At 62.3% G+C, this 17,790-nt stretch carries 16 protein-coding genes; 5 read left to right on the forward strand and 11 right to left on the reverse strand.

Annotated features, from left to right (window positions below; all coding sequences use genetic code 11):
- Positions 1-19: 19 nt before the first annotated feature.
- The 3 genes from ACQKEN_RS15790 to ACQKEN_RS15800 are packed head-to-tail and all read right to left on the reverse strand — an operon-like array spanning position 20 to position 2,889.
- Positions 20-229: a DUF2945 domain-containing protein gene (locus ACQKEN_RS15790; RefSeq protein ID WP_172612667.1), complete on the reverse strand. Its 210-nt coding sequence runs from the start codon at positions 227-229 to the stop codon at positions 20-22.
- Positions 230-254: 25 nt separating this feature from the next.
- Positions 255-2,096 (reverse strand): glycoside hydrolase family 15 protein, encoded by a 1,842-nt coding sequence (locus ACQKEN_RS15795; protein WP_427686835.1) that lies wholly within the window; start codon positions 2,094-2,096, stop codon positions 255-257.
- The gene (locus tag ACQKEN_RS15800) at positions 2,089-2,889 is read right to left on the reverse strand and encodes a glucose 1-dehydrogenase (RefSeq protein WP_427686837.1); all 801 of its coding nucleotides are present in this window, start codon (positions 2,887-2,889) and stop codon (positions 2,089-2,091) included. The genes ACQKEN_RS15795 and ACQKEN_RS15800 overlap by 8 nt, the downstream gene beginning before the upstream one ends.
- A 438-nt stretch (positions 2,890-3,327) precedes the next feature.
- Between ACQKEN_RS15800 and ACQKEN_RS15805 the strand changes: the two genes are divergently transcribed.
- Positions 3,328-4,251, forward strand: a complete 924-nt coding sequence (locus ACQKEN_RS15805; protein ID WP_427686839.1) for a LysR substrate-binding domain-containing protein — start codon at positions 3,328-3,330, stop codon at positions 4,249-4,251.
- Between the two features lie 96 nt (positions 4,252-4,347).
- On the opposite strand, the gene pstB is transcribed toward ACQKEN_RS15805, so the two are convergent.
- From pstB to ACQKEN_RS15845, 8 genes are all read right to left on the reverse strand, one after another.
- Positions 4,348-5,127 (reverse strand): phosphate ABC transporter ATP-binding protein PstB, encoded by a 780-nt coding sequence (gene pstB / locus ACQKEN_RS15810; protein ID WP_237254287.1) that lies wholly within the window; start codon positions 5,125-5,127, stop codon positions 4,348-4,350.
- Positions 5,127-6,005, reverse strand: a complete 879-nt coding sequence (gene pstA, locus ACQKEN_RS15815; protein ID WP_427686841.1) for a phosphate ABC transporter permease PstA — start codon at positions 6,003-6,005, stop codon at positions 5,127-5,129. The genes pstB and pstA overlap by 1 nt, the downstream gene beginning before the upstream one ends.
- Positions 6,002-6,997 carry a phosphate ABC transporter permease subunit PstC gene (gene pstC, locus ACQKEN_RS15820; protein ID WP_237254285.1) on the reverse strand — a complete coding sequence of 332 codons (996 nt, stop codon included), beginning with the start codon at positions 6,995-6,997 and terminating at the stop codon, positions 6,002-6,004. Before pstC ends, pstA begins: the two co-directional genes overlap by 4 nt.
- A 70-nt stretch (positions 6,998-7,067) precedes the next feature.
- A complete protein-coding gene (gene pstS / locus ACQKEN_RS15825) occupies positions 7,068-8,087 on the reverse strand; it encodes a phosphate ABC transporter substrate-binding protein PstS (protein WP_427686843.1) in 1,020 nt (339 codons plus the stop codon).
- A 402-nt stretch (positions 8,088-8,489) separates the two neighbouring features.
- Positions 8,490-9,380 carry a class A beta-lactamase gene (bla, locus tag ACQKEN_RS15830; protein WP_427686845.1) on the reverse strand — a complete coding sequence of 297 codons (891 nt, stop codon included), beginning with the start codon at positions 9,378-9,380 and terminating at the stop codon, positions 8,490-8,492.
- Positions 9,381-9,560: 180 nt separating this feature from the next.
- Positions 9,561-9,764, reverse strand: a complete 204-nt coding sequence (locus tag ACQKEN_RS15835) for a hypothetical protein (protein WP_427686847.1) — start codon at positions 9,762-9,764, stop codon at positions 9,561-9,563.
- Positions 9,765-9,793: 29 nt separating this feature from the next.
- Positions 9,794-11,851 carry a pyridoxamine 5'-phosphate oxidase family protein gene (locus ACQKEN_RS15840; protein ID WP_427686849.1) on the reverse strand — a complete coding sequence of 686 codons (2,058 nt, stop codon included), beginning with the start codon at positions 11,849-11,851 and terminating at the stop codon, positions 9,794-9,796.
- A 28-nt stretch (positions 11,852-11,879) separates the two neighbouring features.
- On the reverse strand, positions 11,880-12,503 hold the full coding sequence (locus ACQKEN_RS15845; protein WP_427686850.1) for a glutathione S-transferase family protein: 624 nt from the start codon (positions 12,501-12,503) through the stop codon (positions 11,880-11,882).
- 301 nt (positions 12,504-12,804) lie between these two features.
- Between ACQKEN_RS15845 and ACQKEN_RS15850 the strand changes: the two genes are divergently transcribed.
- The 4 genes from ACQKEN_RS15850 (at position 12,805) to ACQKEN_RS15865 (ending at position 17,608) form a co-directional block, all read left to right on the forward strand.
- Positions 12,805-14,097: an MFS transporter gene (locus tag ACQKEN_RS15850; RefSeq protein WP_427686852.1), complete on the forward strand. Its 1,293-nt coding sequence runs from the start codon at positions 12,805-12,807 to the stop codon at positions 14,095-14,097.
- 596 nt (positions 14,098-14,693) lie between these two features.
- Complete coding sequence (locus ACQKEN_RS15855; protein WP_427686854.1) at positions 14,694-15,491, forward strand: substrate-binding periplasmic protein; 798 nt, start codon at positions 14,694-14,696, stop codon at positions 15,489-15,491.
- A 2-nt stretch (positions 15,492-15,493) separates the two neighbouring features.
- Entirely contained in the window at positions 15,494-16,852 is a 1,359-nt protein-coding gene (locus ACQKEN_RS15860; protein ID WP_427686856.1) for a diguanylate cyclase domain-containing protein, read from the forward strand.
- Between the two features lie 15 nt (positions 16,853-16,867).
- Positions 16,868-17,608, forward strand: coding sequence for a substrate-binding periplasmic protein (locus ACQKEN_RS15865; RefSeq protein WP_427686858.1), 741 nt, complete (start codon positions 16,868-16,870; stop codon positions 17,606-17,608).
- The last annotated feature ends 182 nt before the right edge of the window (positions 17,609-17,790 follow it).

A 17,790-nucleotide genomic window follows, 5' to 3' on the forward strand; every position in this document is an offset into this window, starting at 1 on the left:
GTTGGCGAAACAGCAGGACTCAAGCCTTCTCCAGCGCGTCCTCTTTGTGCATCGCCAGGTGACCGGTCTTGTCGCTTTTGACCTCATACTGCGGCGCATCGGGCGAGGCATGGCGATGACGGCCCATGAACTCAACCTCCTTGGTGTGAACCTTCGTCACCTTCCCCACGATGTGCCCGGCTTCGGAATTCCAGCGCACGTGGTCACCGACCTTGAATGCATGAGCCATCGATTTTCTCCTTTAATCCCGGAAGTCAGGGCTGCCAGAGGGTCTGGCTGCCTTCGAGTTTGCGATCCAGAAAACTCGCCGCACTGATCAGCGCCAGATGACTGAGGGCTTGCGGCGTGTTGCCCAAATGGTGGCCGTGGGCATCGAACTCCTCGGCATACAGACCCAGCGGGTTTGCGTAGCGCAGCAACTGTTCGAACTCCAGATGCGCCTGCTCGACCCGCCCGGCACGGGCCAGGCACTCGACGTACCAGAATGAGCAGGCGACAAATGCGCCCTCTTCACCGTCGAGACCGTCCTGGTAGTCATCATCGTTGCGGTAGCGGAACACCATGCCGTCGCGCACCAGCGTGCGTTCGATGGCGTCCAGGGTCTTCAGCCACTTGGGATCGCTGGCGCCGACGAAGCGCACCAGTGGCATCAGCAACATCGACGCATCGAGGTTCTTGCTGCCCTTGTGCTGGACGAAATGGCCCAGATCGGCGTCCCAGAAGTTCTCCCAGATGTCGTCATGGATGGCCTGACGCTCCCGGTCCCAACGCTCGAACGGCGCCGGCAGCGAACGTTTCAGCGACAGCCGCAGCGCCCGGTCCAGCGCGACCCAGCACATCAGTCGCGAATGCAGAAAATGCTGATCGTCGCCGCGCATTTCCCAGATCCCGACGTCCTTGCTGTTCCACGTTTCGCACAGCTCGTTGACTAGCCGCGTGACGTGCTTCCAGCCCTCGTGGGAAATGGCCTCACCGTATTTGTTGGCCAGGTACACCGCGTCGAGCAGCTCGCCGTAGATGTCCAGCTGCGTCTGCTTGTACGCCTCGTTGCCGATGCGCACGGGCGACGCACCTCCGTAGCCGCCGAGGTGATCCAGTTCTTCTTCGGGCAATTCTTCGCGGCCGTCCAGCGCGTAGAGAATCCCGAGCTTGTTGGCGTCTTCGCAGCAGTCGCCCATGCGTTCACGGACCCAGTGCATGAAGGCGTTGGCTTCCTCGGTGTAGCCCAGGCGCATGAAGGCATAGACAGTGAATGAAGCATCGCGGATCCAGGTATAGCGGTAGTCCCAGTTGCGCTCGCCGCCCTCTTCTTCCGGCAGCCCGAAGGTCGCCGCTGCCACGATCCCGCCATGCTTGCGCGAGGTCAGCAGCTTGAGGGCCAGGGCCGAGCGATTGACCACTTCACGCCAGCGCCCGCGGTAATTGGAGTGACGGCTCCAGTGCTGCCAGTAGTTGACGGTGTTTTTCAAATCGCATTCGCAATTCGTCGCCTTGACCAGCGGATCGTCGGCGCCGCCGAGCATGAACTCGACCACATCGCCCTGCTTCATCTCGAACCGGGCCACCGCGGCCTGGCCTTCGAGTTTCAATACGGTGGTCGCCGCCAGACGCATGGCAGGCTGGCCTTCGGCCTCAAAACGAATGTCCTGGCCGTCCATCCGCGCAGTGGTTTCAGCGCGGCTGTAATCGTGGCGCACCCGGCAGAGCATGCGCACGGCTGTCTGGCCGTGGCGAACATGAATGCGGCGGATCAGGCGCGGCAGATTGTCGACTTCAGAGGCGATGGGCATCAGGTCGGTGACTTCTACCACCGCGTCCTTGGCGATCCAGCGCGTCATCAGCACATTGGTTTCCGGCAGGTACAACTGCTGGCGACGGGCGTCGGGAAGAATCGGCGCCAGCTGAAAAATCCCCGCATCAGGGGTGTCCAGCAGCGCGGTAAAGATGCTTGGGCTGTCGAAGTCGGGCCAGCAGCAAAAGTCGATGCTGCCAGTGTCGGCCACCAGCGCGGCGCTGCGCATGTCGCCGATGATGCCGTGGTTTTCGATGGGGTTTTGCGGTTCCTGTGCATCGGGGTTCGGGGTGTGTTCAGCCATTGTTGCGGAACTCCGGGTATAGGCTCATGCCACCGTCGATGAACAGCGTCGTGCCATGCACATAGTCGGACGCATCCGAGGCCAGCCAGACGATGGCATTGGCCACATCTTCGGCCTCGCCCACGCGGCCGTACGGGATCAGCTCCAGCAATTTTTTCTCGGCGTCGCCGCTGGTGGCCTTGGTGTTGATGGCGGTGCGGATCGCCCCCGGCGCGATGCTGTTGACGCGGATACGCTGCTCGCCCACCTCTTGGGCAATGCTGCGCATCAACAGATCGACGCCGCCTTTCGACGCAGCGTAATTGACGTGGCCGGCCCACGGGATGACCTGATGCACCGAGCTCATGTGGATGATCTTGCCCAAGGCGCGAGACACCTCGGGGCGGATGTCCTGTTTGGCGAACTGCCGCACTGCAGCGCGCGCGCAGAGGAACTGGCCGGTGAGGTTGACGTTGATGACGGTGTTCCAGTCCTCGAGGGTCAGGTCGGCGAAGGCGGCATCCTTCTGCAGTCCGGAATTGGCGACCAGGATGTCCAGACGGCCGAACGCCTTCAGGGTCTCGGCGAACAACCTTTCCACGTCCTGCTCGTTGGAGACATCGGCGCCGATGGCGATGGCCTGGCCGCCGGCATCGACGATTTCTTGCGCGAGCTTTTGCGCGGGTTCGGGTTGTGAGTGGAAGTTGACGACCACTGCCGCGCCAGACGCCGCCAGCCCTCTGGCCGCGCCGGCACCCAGTCCGGAACTCGCGCCGGTAACGAGGGCGACCTGGCCTTTCAAGGAAATCTGCATGGAATGTGGAGCCTCATGGTGAGCGTTTTAATGCTGACTCATGGGGTTCTGCCGAAGTTCATCGGGAAAAGTAAGCCCGTGGCAAAAACGCACCTCCGGCCGGCATTGGCAGACAGCGCCTCGGCGGTCACGCTGCAAAATCAAGGGTGCGCACACTGGCCTCTTCCCGGCTGAAGCCGGTCCCACTGAAAGCACCCATACACCTGAAGGACTGGCTTTAGCCGGGAAGGTGTCAAATGCCACGCCGCAAAATCGAGGGTGCTCACACTGGCCCATTCCCGGCTGAAGCCGGTCCCACTGAAAGCACGCGAATAACTGGCAGGACTGGCTTTGGCCGGGAAGGCTGGACGCCGAACGACCGCGCTCCATAAACTGGCGCCTATCATGTCGCAGGCCTTACACAGCAGGGTGACGAATGTCGGGTAACGGGGACGATCTATGAATCGCAATGAGCTGCGCAAGGCTGACATCAACCTGATGGTGGTGTTCGAGACCTTGATGCAAGAGCGTAACGTGACCCGTGCCGCCGAAAAGCTGTTCCTCGGCCAACCCACCATCAGTGCCGCCCTCAACCGCCTGCGCGCACTGTTCAACGACCCGCTGTTCATTCGTGTTGGTCACCGCATGGAACCCACGGCGCGGGCCAACGAGATCATCAGTCACCTGTCGCCGGCGCTGGACGCGATGTCCGTGGCCCTGAGCCTCACGCGGGAATTCGACCCGGCCAGCAGCGACATGACCTTCCGCATCGGCCTGTCCGACGACGTCGAATACAGCCTGTTGCCGCCGATGCTGCGCGCGATCCGTGAGGAAGCGCCCGGCATTGTGCTGGTGATCAAGCAGGTCAATTTCTGGAATGTCTCGGAATTGCTCATGTCGGGCGACATCACCGTGGGCGTCTGCCTGACCCGTGAACTGCCGGCCAACGCCAAGCGAAAAATGCTGCGCAGCGTGCAGCCGATGGTGGTGCGGGCCGATTCGTCGCCTGAGCCAATTACCCTGGACGAATACTGCACGCGGCCCCACGTCGTGGTGTCCCACGTGGCGAACATTTCGAGCTTTGCGGATGAGTGGCTGGCCGCGATCGGACGCAAGCGCACCGCCGTGCTGTCGGTGCCGCAATACAGCACGTTGCCGGCATTGATGGCGGGGACGGATCTGCTGTGCAACCTGCCCGACCACCTGACCCGGGCCATGGCCCGAACCGGTCTGCGTGGCGAGCCGCTGCCGTTTGTGACGCCGAATCTGGACCTGTCGATGGTCTGGCTCAGCGTGATGGACACCGACCCCGCCGAACGCTGGCTGCGCAAGCGGCTGGAGGCGTTCATGGGGGATTCCAGCGCTACCGGTGCCGCGCGGTAGCGGCTGGCCCTTTCCCGGCTGAAGCCGGTCCCACTGACAGCCCGCGATCAACTGTAGGACCGGCTTTGGCCGGGAAGGCTCCAGCGATATTCCCGATCAGCCAAAACGACCGGTGATGTAATCCTCGGTCTGGGTCTTGGAAGGCTTGGTGAAGATGGTGTCGGTGTCGCCGTGCTCGATCAGTTCGCCCATGAACATGAACGCGGTGTAGTCCGAGCAGCGCGCGGCCTGTTGCATGTTGTGGGTGACGATGATCACGGTGAACTGTTCTTTGAGCTCGGTGATCAGCTGTTCGATGCGCCCGGTGGAGATCGGGTCCAGGGCTGAAGTCGGTTCGTCCAGCAGCAGCACTTGCGGGCGTAACGCGATGGTGCGGGCGATGCACAGACGCTGTTGCTGACCACCGGACAGGCTCTGGGCGCTCTGCTTGAGCTTGTCTTTGACTTCGTCCCACAGCGCCGCGCCGCGCAGGGCCTGCTCGACGCGCTCTTCCATCTCGCGACGGGAGAGTTTTTCGTGGTGACGCACCGCGTAGGCGATGTTGTCGTAGATCGACATCGGGAACGGCACCGGCTTCTGGAACACCATGCCGACGTTGCTGCGCAGGCGGTTCATCGAGTAGCCCGGGGCGAGAATATTCTCCCCGTTGAGCATCACTTCGCCTTTGGCTTCCTGCTTCGGGTACATCGAGTAAATGCGGTTGAACACGCGCAGCAGCGTGGACTTGCCGCAGCCGGACGGGCCGATGATCGCGGTGATGCGCTTCTCGGGGATGATCATGTCGACCGACTTCAGCGAACGCTGAGTGCCGTAGAAGAAATCGAGACCGCGTACCTGGATTTTGGTTTTTTCGTCGGCGAGGGAAAGGTTGTTCATCAGGACGCCCTATTGCGCAAAAGGAGAAGACGGGAACTGAGGCTCAGCACCAGTACAAACATGGTCATAATCAAGGCGCCGGCCCAGGCCAGGGAGTGCCAGTCATCGAACGGACTCATCGCGTACTGGAAGATCACCACAGGCACGCTTGCAATCGGTTTGAGGAGGTCACTGCTCCAGAACTGGTTGCCGAAGGCGGTGAACAGCAACGGCGCGGTTTCGCCGGTGATGCGCGCCAGCGCCAGCAGGATGCCCGTCACCACGCCGGCCTTGGCCGCACGCAGGACGATCTGCAGCGTCAGCTTCCATTGCGGCACACCGAGCGCCAATGCGGCTTCGCGCATGGTCGACGGTTGCAGCTGCAGCATTTCGTCGGTGGTTCGCACCACCACCGGGATCACCAGCAGGGCGAGTGCCAGGGCACCGGCGAAGGCCGAGAAACCGACCTGATGGTTGGTCACGGCGCTGAGGGGCAGGATCACCGCGGTGTACACGAACAGACCGAGCACGATCGACGGCGCCGACAGCAGAATGTCGTTGATGAAACGCACCGCATTGCCCAGTTTGGTGTTGCGCGCAAACTCTGCCAGCCAGATACCCGCCATCAAACCGATCGGCGTGCCGATCAACAGACCGATGCCGGACATCAGAATGCTGCCGTAGAAGGCGTTCGCCAGACCGCCCGACGAGCCGGGTGGCGGGGTCATTTCGGTGAACAGCCGCAGGTTCAGCGCTTCGAACCCGTTGACGATCGTGGTCAGCAGAATCCACACCAGCCACAACAGGCCGAAGGCCGTCGCGGCGCAACTGAGGACCATCGCGATCCTGTTCTTGATTGCGCGGGAGCGGTACAGGTTTTCGTTATCGGCCTTACTCATAGACCCTCCTTGCGCGACAGACGAGAGAGCATCAGACGGGCGATCGCCAGCACGATGAAGGTGACCACGAACAGCAGGAAGCCCAGGGCGATCAGTGCAGAACGGTGCAGGTCGGTGTAGGCCTCGCTGAACTCGTTGGCGATCACCGAAGCAATCGAGCTGCTTGGCATCATCAGCGATGCGGAGAACTGGTGGGCGTTGCCCAACACGAAGGTCACCGCCATGGTTTCACCGAGGGCACGGCCCAGACCCAGGAACACCCCGCCGACCACCGCAGAGCGGGTGTAAGGCAGGACGATGTCCCAGACCACTTCCCAGGTCGTGCCGCCCAGGGCGTAGGCCGATTCTTTAAGGGCAATGGGCACGCTGCGGAACACTTCGGTCATGACCGAGGTGATGAACGGGATAATCATGATCGCCAGCACGATGCCGGCGGTGAGCATGCCGATGCCCAGGGGCGGGCCCTGGAACACCGGGCCAATGAGCGGCAGCGCGCCGAGGTTGTCGTTGATCCACGGCGCCATGTATTGCGCCATGAACGGGCCGAACACGAACAGGCCCCACATGCCGTAGATGATCGAGGGAATGCCCGCCAGCAGTTCCACCGCCGAAGCGATGGGCATGCGCAACCAGGGCGGTGCGACTTCAGTCAGAAAAACCGCGATGCCGAAGCTCACCGGAACGGCGATCAGCAGCGCGAGAAAGGAGGTGACCAGCGTGCCGTAGATCGGCACCAACGCGCCAAACTTGCCGTTGACCACGTCCCATTCGGTACTGGTAAGAAATTCGAAGCCAAACGTCTTGAATGCCAGGGCACCGCCCCAGAGTGTCGAGCCGGCGATACTCGCCAGCAACAGCAGCACCAACAGAGCCGCTCCCAGCATCGTGCGCCGAAACCAGGCGTCGTGTCGGTGATCGCGGGCCGCGCGTTTTTCGCTCTCGGATATTGCATCCGGAATCACAGCGGACATGTATTGGGTGTTCTCAGTCATGGTAGGTCCACTCGCAAGGAAACCCTGTCACCGAGCGCTCGGTGACAGGGGTTAGCCGGATTACGTCGAGTTACTTGGTGAACTCGGTTTTCCAGTAGTCTTCGATCTTGCTGACCAGCGATGCAGGCAGAGGTACGTATTCCAGTTTTTCAGCAGCGCTCTGACCTTTTTCCAGGGACCATTTGAAGAAGTCGAAAGCAGCAGCGCTTTTCTCGGCGTTCTTCGGTTGCTTGTACATGATGATCCAGGTGGTCGCGGTGATCGGCCATGCCGTCTTGCCCGGGGCGTTGGTCATGATCAGGTTGAAGTCTTTGGCATTGGCCCAGTCAGCCGTGTCAGCCGCTGCGGCGAAGGCTTTGGCGTCAGGCTTGATGAACTCGCCAGCAGAGTTCTGCAGTTGGGTGAAAGCGATATCGCTCTTGGTGGCGTAGGAGTATTCAACGTAACCGATCGAGCCCTTGATCTGTTTTACGTAAGCCGCCACACCTTCGTTACCCTTGCCGCCCACGCCCACTGGCCATTGAACGGCAGAGCCGGTGCCTGGACCCGCTTTCCATGCGTCGCTGACTTTGGTCAGATAGCTGGTGAAGTTGAAGGAAGTGCCCGAGCCGTCCGAACGGTGAACGACGGTGATGTTGGTTTCAGGCAGTTTCACGCCATCGTTCAGTTTGACGATCGCAGGGTCGTTCCACTTGGTGATTTTGCCCTGGAAAATGTCGGCGAGAACCTGGCCGCTCAATTTCACGTCGTTGGCCTTGACGCCTTCCAGGTTGACGACCGGAACGATACCGCCGATGACGCTTGGGAATTGACCCAGGCCGCCGGCCTTGAGGTCTTCAGCAGACATCGGGGCGTCGGACGCGCCGAAATCAACGGTTGCAGCCTTGATCTGGGCAATACCGCCGCCCGAACCGATCGACTGGTAGTTGACGCGATTGTCAGCAGTTTTGCTGTAGTCCTGCGACCACTGGGAGATAACCGGGAATACGAAACTCGAACCAGCGCCAGTCACATCAACGGCGTGTGCCATACCCGACAGGCACATCGAAGCCATCAGAAGCGACAGGCGTTTTTTAGTCAGCAGAATCACGGCAATACCTCAACAAGAGAATTTTGTGTGTGTGGTCACAGTTGAAGACCCGAGGCAGATTTAAAACTGGAAACATTTCTGTTTGATGACAGTCTTGAGACCGCGCGCAAAAACGGAGGCGTCTGTCAGACATTTCCTACAGCGTGTAGAGCTGAAGTGCCCGGTTTTATTGGGTTAGGCTAAAGTTGTCTAGCGGAGGGAAATTTAATATCAATACGCCACATATCGACGTGGGGTGTTGGAATTTGTGGCAATTGAGCGGCGCCTCGGGCACCGCAGGACAGGCGCAGGACCGCGATTCGACCGAGCCCGAGTCCACCGGCTGTGCTCCGTACGGCTGATTCATCGCGGCAATGTGTATCGAGATTTTGCGGCTAGCCCTCGTGCCCTCGAAGCCTAACCTTAAACCGCAGCGGCTAGCCGCCCGATGTCGGCCATCAGTGCATTGGTCTGATCAACGCTGGCTTTCGAGCCGGTGTAATAGACCGTCACCAGAATCGGTGGCCGGTCGCCGGGCCAGATCACGGCGACGTCGTTGCTGGCGTTGTTGGCACCCGAACCGGTCTTGTCCCCTACACGCCAGCCGCCGGGGATGCCGGCGCGCAGCTTCTTGTCGCCGGTCTGGTTGTTCACCAGCCACGCCGTCAGCTGATCGCGGGACGGCAGCCTCAGTTCGTCGCCCAGCACCAGCGTATTCAATGTCTGCAGCATGGCGACGGGCGTGGTGGTGTCGCGCAGATCCCCCGGCCGGTTTTCATTCAGATCGGGCTCGCGGCGGTCGAGCCGGGTTTGCGTGTCACCGATAGACCGCAGCCACGCCGTCAGACCGTCCGGGCCGCCCATGCTGTCGAGCAGCAGGTTCGCTGCGGTGTTATCGCTCAGCGTCATCGCCGCCTCGCACAGCGAACCCAGGCTCAGCCCCTGCCCGCCCACATGCAGCTCGGTGGTCGGCGAATACGCCACCAGTTGCTCGGCAGAATAGACAATGCGCCGCGACAGGTCTTCCTGCTTGCGATCCACCCGCGCCAGCACATGGGCGGCAGCCAGGCATTTGAAGGTGCTGCACAGGGCAAAGCGTTCATCGCCGCGATGGCTGATCAGGCGCTGGCTGGCCGTGTCCAGCATGGCGACACCCAGCCGGCCACCGTGACGACGTTCGAGGTCGGCCAGTTGCTGCGCAATGGCCCGGTCGGAAGACGGCCCGGCGCGACGCTCGGCAGCCAGTGAGGAAAGACTCAGTAACGCGGGCACAGCGAGCAACGACGCGCCGATGAGGGTTCTGCGGGTGATCAAGATGAACGTCCTTGTGAAGGGCAACGAGTGCCGCAAGGGTCATGGCCATTCGCCCCGCCGGGAGGCGCCGCCGATGAGCCGCTGCGAAGGGTGAGCAAATCGGCGCCCATCATCCGACCAGACGCTGCCTCATTTCAACCGTTGCCGGAGCGAACGCCCTGTTCGCCCCCGCCTTTGCCGTTATCGCGGCCGGTCAAATCCCGACACCGAACGGACCCACTTGAACAACCGCAGGGTCGCCGGGGTGTCGATCTGTTCGTGGCTTGCCGCCATCTCGCCAGCCAGGGATGCCAGCGATTGCGGCAGCAGCCAGGAAATCTCCTGCTCGGTTGCCTGAAACGGCATCGGGGTTTCCTCTTTCTCGAACGCTGGCCATGGGTTCATCGCCGTCTCTCCCGCACACGCATGGATGGTTACAGATCGAGCACCAGCGGCCCTGAAGCCGGGACTGCGCAGCAGATCAGCACGTGGTCCGGCGCCGGCCTTTCAGCCGGCGGGACCGGGTAATGCACCTGGCCACTGACGAGCCGGGTCTTGCAGGTGCCGCAGGATCCACCGCGACAGCTGAATTCCGGGCTCAGGCCTCGGCTCTCGGCGAGTTCCAGCAAGGTGCCACCGGCGGGCTGCCAGCGCGCTTCCTTGGCCGAGCGTTCGAACACCACCGGCACCGCTTCGGTGGCGGCAGGCGGCTGCTCAAACGCAATCGGCCGGGAATCGCCGCTGCGCTTGAGGCTCGACGGGCCGAAGGTCTCGGCGTGGATCCGCTCGTCGCGAATGTGCAAGGCGCGCAGGCCGTCGTAGATCGCCTGGGTAAACGCAGCGGGCCCGCACACATAGAAATCGAAATCATTGAACGGCAGCAGCGCCTTGAGCAGATCGAGGTCGATGCGGCCGGTCAGGTGGAAATCCTCACCCACACGCGCCGACGTTTCCGGCTGGCTCAACACGCGAATCGCGGTCAACTGATCCCCCGCCCTGGCAATGAGTGTGTCCACTTCTTCGCGAAACGCCAGGTCGGCCAGACGACGGGCACTCTGGATAAACCACGTCGCCCGCCCTCCCCGCACCCGTTTGCCTTCGTAGATGACTTCTCGCAGCATCGACAGCATCGGCGTGACGCCGATGCCCGCACCCAGCAGGACCAGCGGCCGGCGCTCTTGCGGGTCCACCACGAAGCTGCCCTGGGGTGCCCGCCCCTCGAGCAAGTCGCCGACCTTGATCTGGTCATGCAGGTACGCCGAGGCCAGGCCGTCGCGCTTGACGCTGATGCGGAAAAATCCGTCGGACGGCGCGCTAGACAGGCTGTAGGTACGAATCAGCGGCGGCGTACGGCCTTCAGGCGCCAGGCGCAGCGGCAGATGCTGACCGGCCTTGAATGCAGGCAAACCGGCGCCGTCGGCAGGCTCGAAATAGAACGAACGGATGCCGTCGCTTTCGTCCTCGATCCGCGTCACCCGCATGGGCCGCCATTGATCGCGCAGGGCATCGGCCTGCAGACGGGCGGCGGTCTGCTGCCAGTCCCCGGTCATCAGGCTGTTGGGGGACCACCCCTGGAATTCCCAGCGCGAGCGCAGCGCCGCCGGCCGACGCACCAGCTGTTCCACGCGCACCTGCCAGAGACGTTCGGCACCTTGAAACGCGGCGATTTCAGGCCCGTCGAGGATCAACGTGACAGTGCCCGCCACCTGCAACAGCTCGCCGGTCTGGAAATCAACGAACAACAGACCGGCCCTGGGGTTGAGCTGAAAATTACCCAGCGTGTTGAAAAAGAGATTGCCGGCGAAATCCGGGATGGTCAGCACCTCTCCATCCACCCGCACGAACCCGGCCTGGCCGCCGCGGTGGGACACGTCCACCGAACGATGGGGCTGGGCGCCCCCGAGGTCGACATAGCTGGCGACGAAGAAAGTGTCGGCGCCACGAATGGTGGCCATGGCGGCGTCATCCAGTGCGTTCAGGCGTTGCGCCGCAGGCCGTTGCGGCAGTGTCGGCAACGGCAACTGTTTCAGCTCCCGCAGCTGAATGTACTGCGGGCAATTGCCGAACGAGTACTCGACGCTCACGGAAAACCCGTTTTCCCACACGTCGCTGATGTGGCCGTTGATGCGGTTGCGACGGCGGGTGTGCAGGTCGATGCCGAGCATGCCCACCGCCGCGCCCGGTGCGAATTCGGTGCCGGCCGGGTCTTCGGCATCGGGGCGTCGAGTAATGTCCAGACGCCTGGCATCGGGGGAATGGATAAACCCCGGCTGGGCATCCAGCAGGGTCGCCCACGGCCAGCCTTCAGTGTCGACGGCGCCGAGAATCAGGTAGGGCAGGTGCTCGTAGAACTCACGGTGCTGATCGGGCATGTAGTCACGAATGACGCGCTTGCCCAGGGTTTCCATGCGCTCCGCAACGCCAACTTTGGCCTGCAGAGCGCGCTCGCCGGAATGCCATGGCGATGCTATTTCAGTGCGAATCTCGTTCATGGCGCGAACTCCCTGGAATCACGGAGGGTTACTTGACCAGGCCTGCTGCCGTACGCGGCATGGGCGTGAAGCCCGGCAGGTTCTCGATGCGCGCCAGCCATGCCTGCACGTTCACGTATTCGTCCAGCGAGACGTTGCCCTCCGGCGCGTGGGCGATGTAGCTGTAGGCGGCGACATCGGCGATGGTGGCGTGATCGGTGGCGAGGAATTCGCGGCCCCTCAGGTGCTGATCGATGACGCGGAGCGCGTCGTGGGCACGCTGGATCGTGTCTTTCGGATCGAAGCCCGCGCCGAACACGGTGATCAGACGCGCCCGCGCCGGGCCCAGGTAAATCGCGCCGGACGCGGCAGACAACCAGCGCTGCACGTTCGCTGCCCCCTCGGGATCATTCGGCAACCAGCGGCCGGACGGGTCGTACTTCTTCGCCAGGTAGACCAAAATCACCGTTGAATCGGCGACGATGACACCGTTGTCGTCAATGACCGGCACTTGGCCGAAGGCGTTGATGGCCAGGAATTCCGGCTTCTTCTGCTCACCCTTGGCCAGGTCGACAAACTGAATTTTCGGGTCGAGGCCCAGCAGCGACAACATCAGCTCGGCGCGGTGAGAATGGCCGGACAGCGGGAAGTGATAAAGCGTGATGGCGGTCATGGGGTGGGCTCCTGGGCAAGTGGATCGACTCAGCGTGGGGCGGCGGTGCCGCAGGGGTGTGCCGCGCTGGTGGAACAAATAATGGGCCGGGGTGCCAGCTTGGAGAATCACCAGAAAAAGCAATCCACTGTTTCACCCCCTGAAATGCCGACGGGATACTGCGTTGCTTGAGCGGTTCCCACCGTTGAGAACCCAAATATCTGCAACATCCGGAAATATCTCCTTGACGGAGGCCCGACAGCTGAGCGTTCATATTGGAGTACAGCCATCATCCAACTGCCCCGCTCTCCGGTGATTTCCCATGGTTTCCTCCGTTCTGGCGGCTTCGCTGTCGCGCCGTCGCATTCACTACAGCTGGGTGATCCTGGCCGTCACCTTCTTGACCATGCTGGTCATGGCCGGCGCAGTGGGCGCGCCGGGTGTGTTCATCCGGCCGCTCCAGGCGGAATTCGGCTGGGACACTGCCGAGATTTCTTCGGCGCTGGCGATACGTTTCGCCTTGTTCGGCCTGGTCGGCCCTTTCGCCGCCGCGTTCATGAACCACTTCGGCGTGCGCAAGGTGGTCCTGACCGCACTGACCCTGGTCGCCAGCGGCATGGTTTTGTCGCTGTTCATGACCCGGTTCTGGCAGCTGGTCGTGTTGTGGGGCGTGGTGGTCGGTTTTGGCACAGGCCTGACGGCGATGGTCCTCGGTGCCACCGTCGCGACGCGCTGGTTCTCAAAACATCGCGGCCTGGCGATGGGTTTGCTGTCGGCCAGTTCCGCCACGGGCCAACTGGTGTTCATGCCGATGCTGGCGAACCTGACCGAGCATTTCGGTTGGCGCACAGCGCTGGCATGCATTTGCACCACCATCGTGATTGCGGGGGTCGCGGTGCTGGCGTTGATGCGCAACCGACCTTCTGATCTGCAACTGCCGCTGTATGGCGATGAGGACATTCAACCCGTTGCCGCGAGTTCCCAGACCTTCGTTCAGTTGCTGATCACGCCGCTGCGGGTGCTGCGCGACGTGTCGAAAACCTGGACGTTCTGGGTGCTGTTCATGACGTTCTTCATCTGCGGTGCCAGCACCAACGGCCTGATTCAGACGCACTTCATCAGCCTGTGCGGCGATTACGGCCTGGCCGCGACCACGGCAGCCGGAATGCTGGCGGTGATGGGGATTTTTGACTTCTTCGGCACCATCGGTTCCGGCTGGCTGTCGGACCGGTTCGACAATCGCTGGCTGCTGTTCTGGTACTACGGCTTTCGTGGCGTGTCGCTGGTGCTGCTGCCGTTTCTGGATTTCACCGTGTTCGGGCTGTCGGTGTTTGCCCTGTTGTACGGGCTGGACTGGATCGCCACGGTGCCGCCGACCGTCAAGCTGACCGCCCAGCGATTTGGCGCCGAGCGCGCCAATATCGTGTTCGGCTGGGTGTTCGCCGGGCATCAGCTGGGCGCTGCGTTTGCCGCCTTCGGCGCCGGATGGACACGCACGCATTTCGCCACGTACCTGCCGGCGTTTTTCATTTCCGGCCTGCTGTGCGCGATTGCCGCCTTGATCGCGCTGTCCATCGTGCCGCCGGTGAAGACGCCCAACGCTGCTGCTACCTGATAAAGGGCTTAAAGCCACTGCCGCGCCGTCAGCCACATGCCATAACCCAAGGCCATCAGCGCTTTACTTCGTCGGCTCCTTCACTCCCGTCGCGCTCCGTGGGCGCTGCGTTCAGCCTGCACTCAAATCGCGTTTTGCGGTGTATGGACCTTCTGTGTACGACGATCAAAAAGAGCTTCCCGGCTAAAGCCGGTCCTACGGTCTGAACCACCGCCAATCCCACTGGGTACAGGCGATGCCCTGGCAGGACCGGCTTTGGCCGGGAAGAGGCCATTGCAGGCGCCAGCATTTTTGGACGGTACGCAGTGCTTTAGTAGGACCGGCTTCAGCCGGGAAGAGGCCAGTCCGGGCACTGGAGATCGGGTGTTGGCCCGCGATGTGCTTAGTCTGGAGGGCGGCGAGTTTGTGAGAGGTGGTGCGGGACAGTCCGGTAACCCGGACTCGTCTGTTGAAGCTGTTAGGATGCCCGGCAGGATGCCGTCTCAAGTGACGGATTATTCAGCCGATATCCCGGTGTGCAAGGCAGTCGGTGACGGTTGTGCCGGATTATTCACGGCCCGGCATCTGTCGCTTTTGCACCCATGAGGTAGTTATCGATGACACTCCATTCGCTCATTCACACACTGGGCAGCGCACTCTGTGTGGCGCTGTTGCTGTGCGTGGGCACTGGCGCGTCCGGAGCTGAATCGATTAACTCGGACGCGGCCCGTGTCGAGATCCATGTCGTCACCGAAGAACTCCCGCCCTACAACATGACCCGCGACGGGGTGCTCACCGGTATGAGCACCGAGGTGGTTCAGGCGGTGTTGAAGGAGGCCAATGTGCAGGCCTCCATTCAGTCCATGCCCTGGGCGCGGGCTTATGATCTGGCGCTGCACAACCCCAACGTGCTGATTTACTCCATCACCCGCACCGCCGAGCGTGAGCGGCTGTTCAAGTGGGTCGGCACCATCGCCGCGTCGCGCTGGTTTCTGTATTCGTCCGCCAGCCATCCCGTCACCCTGCTGAGCCTGGACGACGCCCGGGACTGGCAGACCGCGACGGTCAACGAAGACGTTGGCGAGCAATACCTGATGGCGCGCAAATTCGAGATCGGCCATCAGCTGCAATCGAGCAACCGCTACGAATTCAACTATCAGAAACTGCAGACCGGCCACGTCGACCTGTGGATCTCCGACGAGCTGAACGCTTACTACCTCGCCCGACAGGTCGGCGATGACCCCACCCGGACGCTGGTGCAATCCCTGCGCATTAAAGAGCTGGAAGAAGCCGGCGGCTTCAACATGGCGTTCAGCGCCGGCACACCTGACGCGACGGTGCAGCGGTTTCAGAAAGCCCTGGCGACCGTTCGCGCCAACGGTACCTACGACGCCATTGCGCGCAAGTGGCAATGAGCATGCCATTCGAAACGCGTTCCGCCCCACCCGGCGACACCCGCCCCACCCCACGCACCGGACAGCGCACCGGTTCGCTGGCGCGGCGTCTGGTGCTGGCGACGCTGGCGTTCTGCGTGCTGTTCACGGCGGCGACGGTGCTGGTGCGCACCTGGTTCGCCTGGAACACCAATCTGGCGAACATGAACGCCGAGCTGACCCTGATCGATCAGGTGTTCCAGGGCACGCTGTCCAAAGCTGTGTGGGAAATGGATGATCAGGCGCTGCAGACCCAGATCGACAGCGTGGCCACGGCGGCGCCGGTGGGCCGGGTCCAGCTGAAAATCCTGCGCCCCGGTCGCGCCCCTGAAGTTCTGGAACGCCAACACCCCGGTCACACCGGCTCGATCCGCGCCCCGGCGCTGCATCGGCAGCTGACCATCTCGCCTTACCCCGGCGCCAGCGAAGTGGTCGGCGAACTGACCATCGAGGGCGACGAGAGCCTGCTGTGGAAACGCCTGTGGAAAGAAGTCGCGGTCATCATGCTCACCCAGATCATCCAGTCCCTGGCGCTCGCGGGGCTGATCATGGGCATGTTCAACCGCTCGGTGACCCTGCACGTGCGGCGCATTGCCCGCCACCTCGAACACCTGACGCCGCTCAACCTCAAGAAGCATCTGACCCTGGAGCGCCGCGGCAAGGCCGGTGACGAGCTTGACCTGCTCGAAGCGGGCGTCAATGACCTGCAGGACAAACTGGCCGCGCACCTGGAGCGTCAGGCCCGCGACGAAATCGCCCTGGCCGCCAGCCGCGACCAGCTCGCCGAACTGGTCGAGCAGCGCACCGCACAGCTCAAGGCCGCCAACACACGACTGGAAGCCCTGACCCGTTTTGATCCGCTCACCGGCCTGGCCAACCGCCGTCATTTCGACGAGCTCAAGGAGCTGGAATTCAACCGCGCCTTGCGTCATCGCCAGCCGCTGTCGGTGCTGATGTGCGACATCGACTTCTTCAAGCTTTACAACGACACCTACGGCCATGCCCGGGGTGACCAATGCCTGCGCGACGTGGCGCTGGCCATGAGCGCGCTGTTCTCGCGCTCCGGCGAACTGGTGGCGCGGCTCGGCGGCGAAGAGTTCGCCGTGCTGCTGCCGGGGCAGGACGAGGACCAGGCGCTGGCCTCGGCCGATCGCCTGCGCGGCCTGCTGGCCCGGCAACAACTGGTACACAGCGCTTCACCGGTCTCGCCTTTCGTGACCTTGAGTATCGGCGTGGCCGAGCTCGACCCGGCGAACATGGAGCACTTCGATCAACTGCTGCAGAGTGCCGACCGGGCGCTGTACCGGGCGAAAAGCCAGGGCCGGGACCGCTGTGTGATCTGAACCGAGAGGAATGCCATGGGAAAAATTCATCGTCAGCGCAGCGTTCTGGTCACGTTCCTGATGCTGTTCGTGTGCCTGAGCGCAGACGCCACGACGCTGCAAGTGGTGACCGAAGACTCCTCCTACAGCGCCCTTGACGGCCAAAAGGTGGTCGGGGTCGCCAGTGAAGTGGTCGAGATGACCCTCGCCAACGCGGGCATCACCGACTACCACATGGCGCTTTACCCCTGGGCGCGGGCCTACGACATCGCCCGGCTCGAAGCGAACGTGCTGATCTACCCGATGATTCGCAGCAGCGCACGGGAGGCGCTGTTCAAGTGGGTCGGCGAACTGGAACACGTCACACCATCGTTTTATAAACTTCGCGAGCGCCGCGATGTGCAGGTCAAGGGCTTGCAGGACGCCAGCCATTACACCGTCGGGGTCGTGCGCGATGATTCGCGGCAGCAGTACCTGGAGGGCAAGGGTTTCAGCAGGATGGTGGTCTCGGCCAATAATCTCGACAACCTGCGCAAACTGATCAGCGGCCAGGTCGAGCTGATCCCCATGCCCGAGCGCGAAGCCCGCGAACAATGCGCCGACCTGCACATCGCGTTCGAGGACCTGGAAAGCGTTTTCACCCTCGACGAACTGTCCAAAGGTCTCTACATCGCCCTCAGCGCCAGCACCCCGGACGAAACGGTGCAGCGGATCGCCGCCGCATTTGCCCGCCTGAAACAGGAAGGCACCGTCGACAGAGTCATTGCAGGGAAGTAAACACAAGCGCTCGACACCCCTGCAAAAGCGGGTTTGAAGCGGGAGCAACCACCGAGCTGGCGCTTTCACAAAGCCTTCACAATCGTTTTGGAAAACTCCGCGCGATCTGCCCCGCCTACCTTCCCGGCAGCCATTGAATGGACGTGTTTGACGTCTCGGCCCCAAGGATGGAACTGCCTGAT

Source organism: Pseudomonas sp. NPDC078416 (assembly GCF_050268485.1).
Taxonomy (GTDB): domain Bacteria; phylum Pseudomonadota; class Gammaproteobacteria; order Pseudomonadales; family Pseudomonadaceae; genus Aquipseudomonas.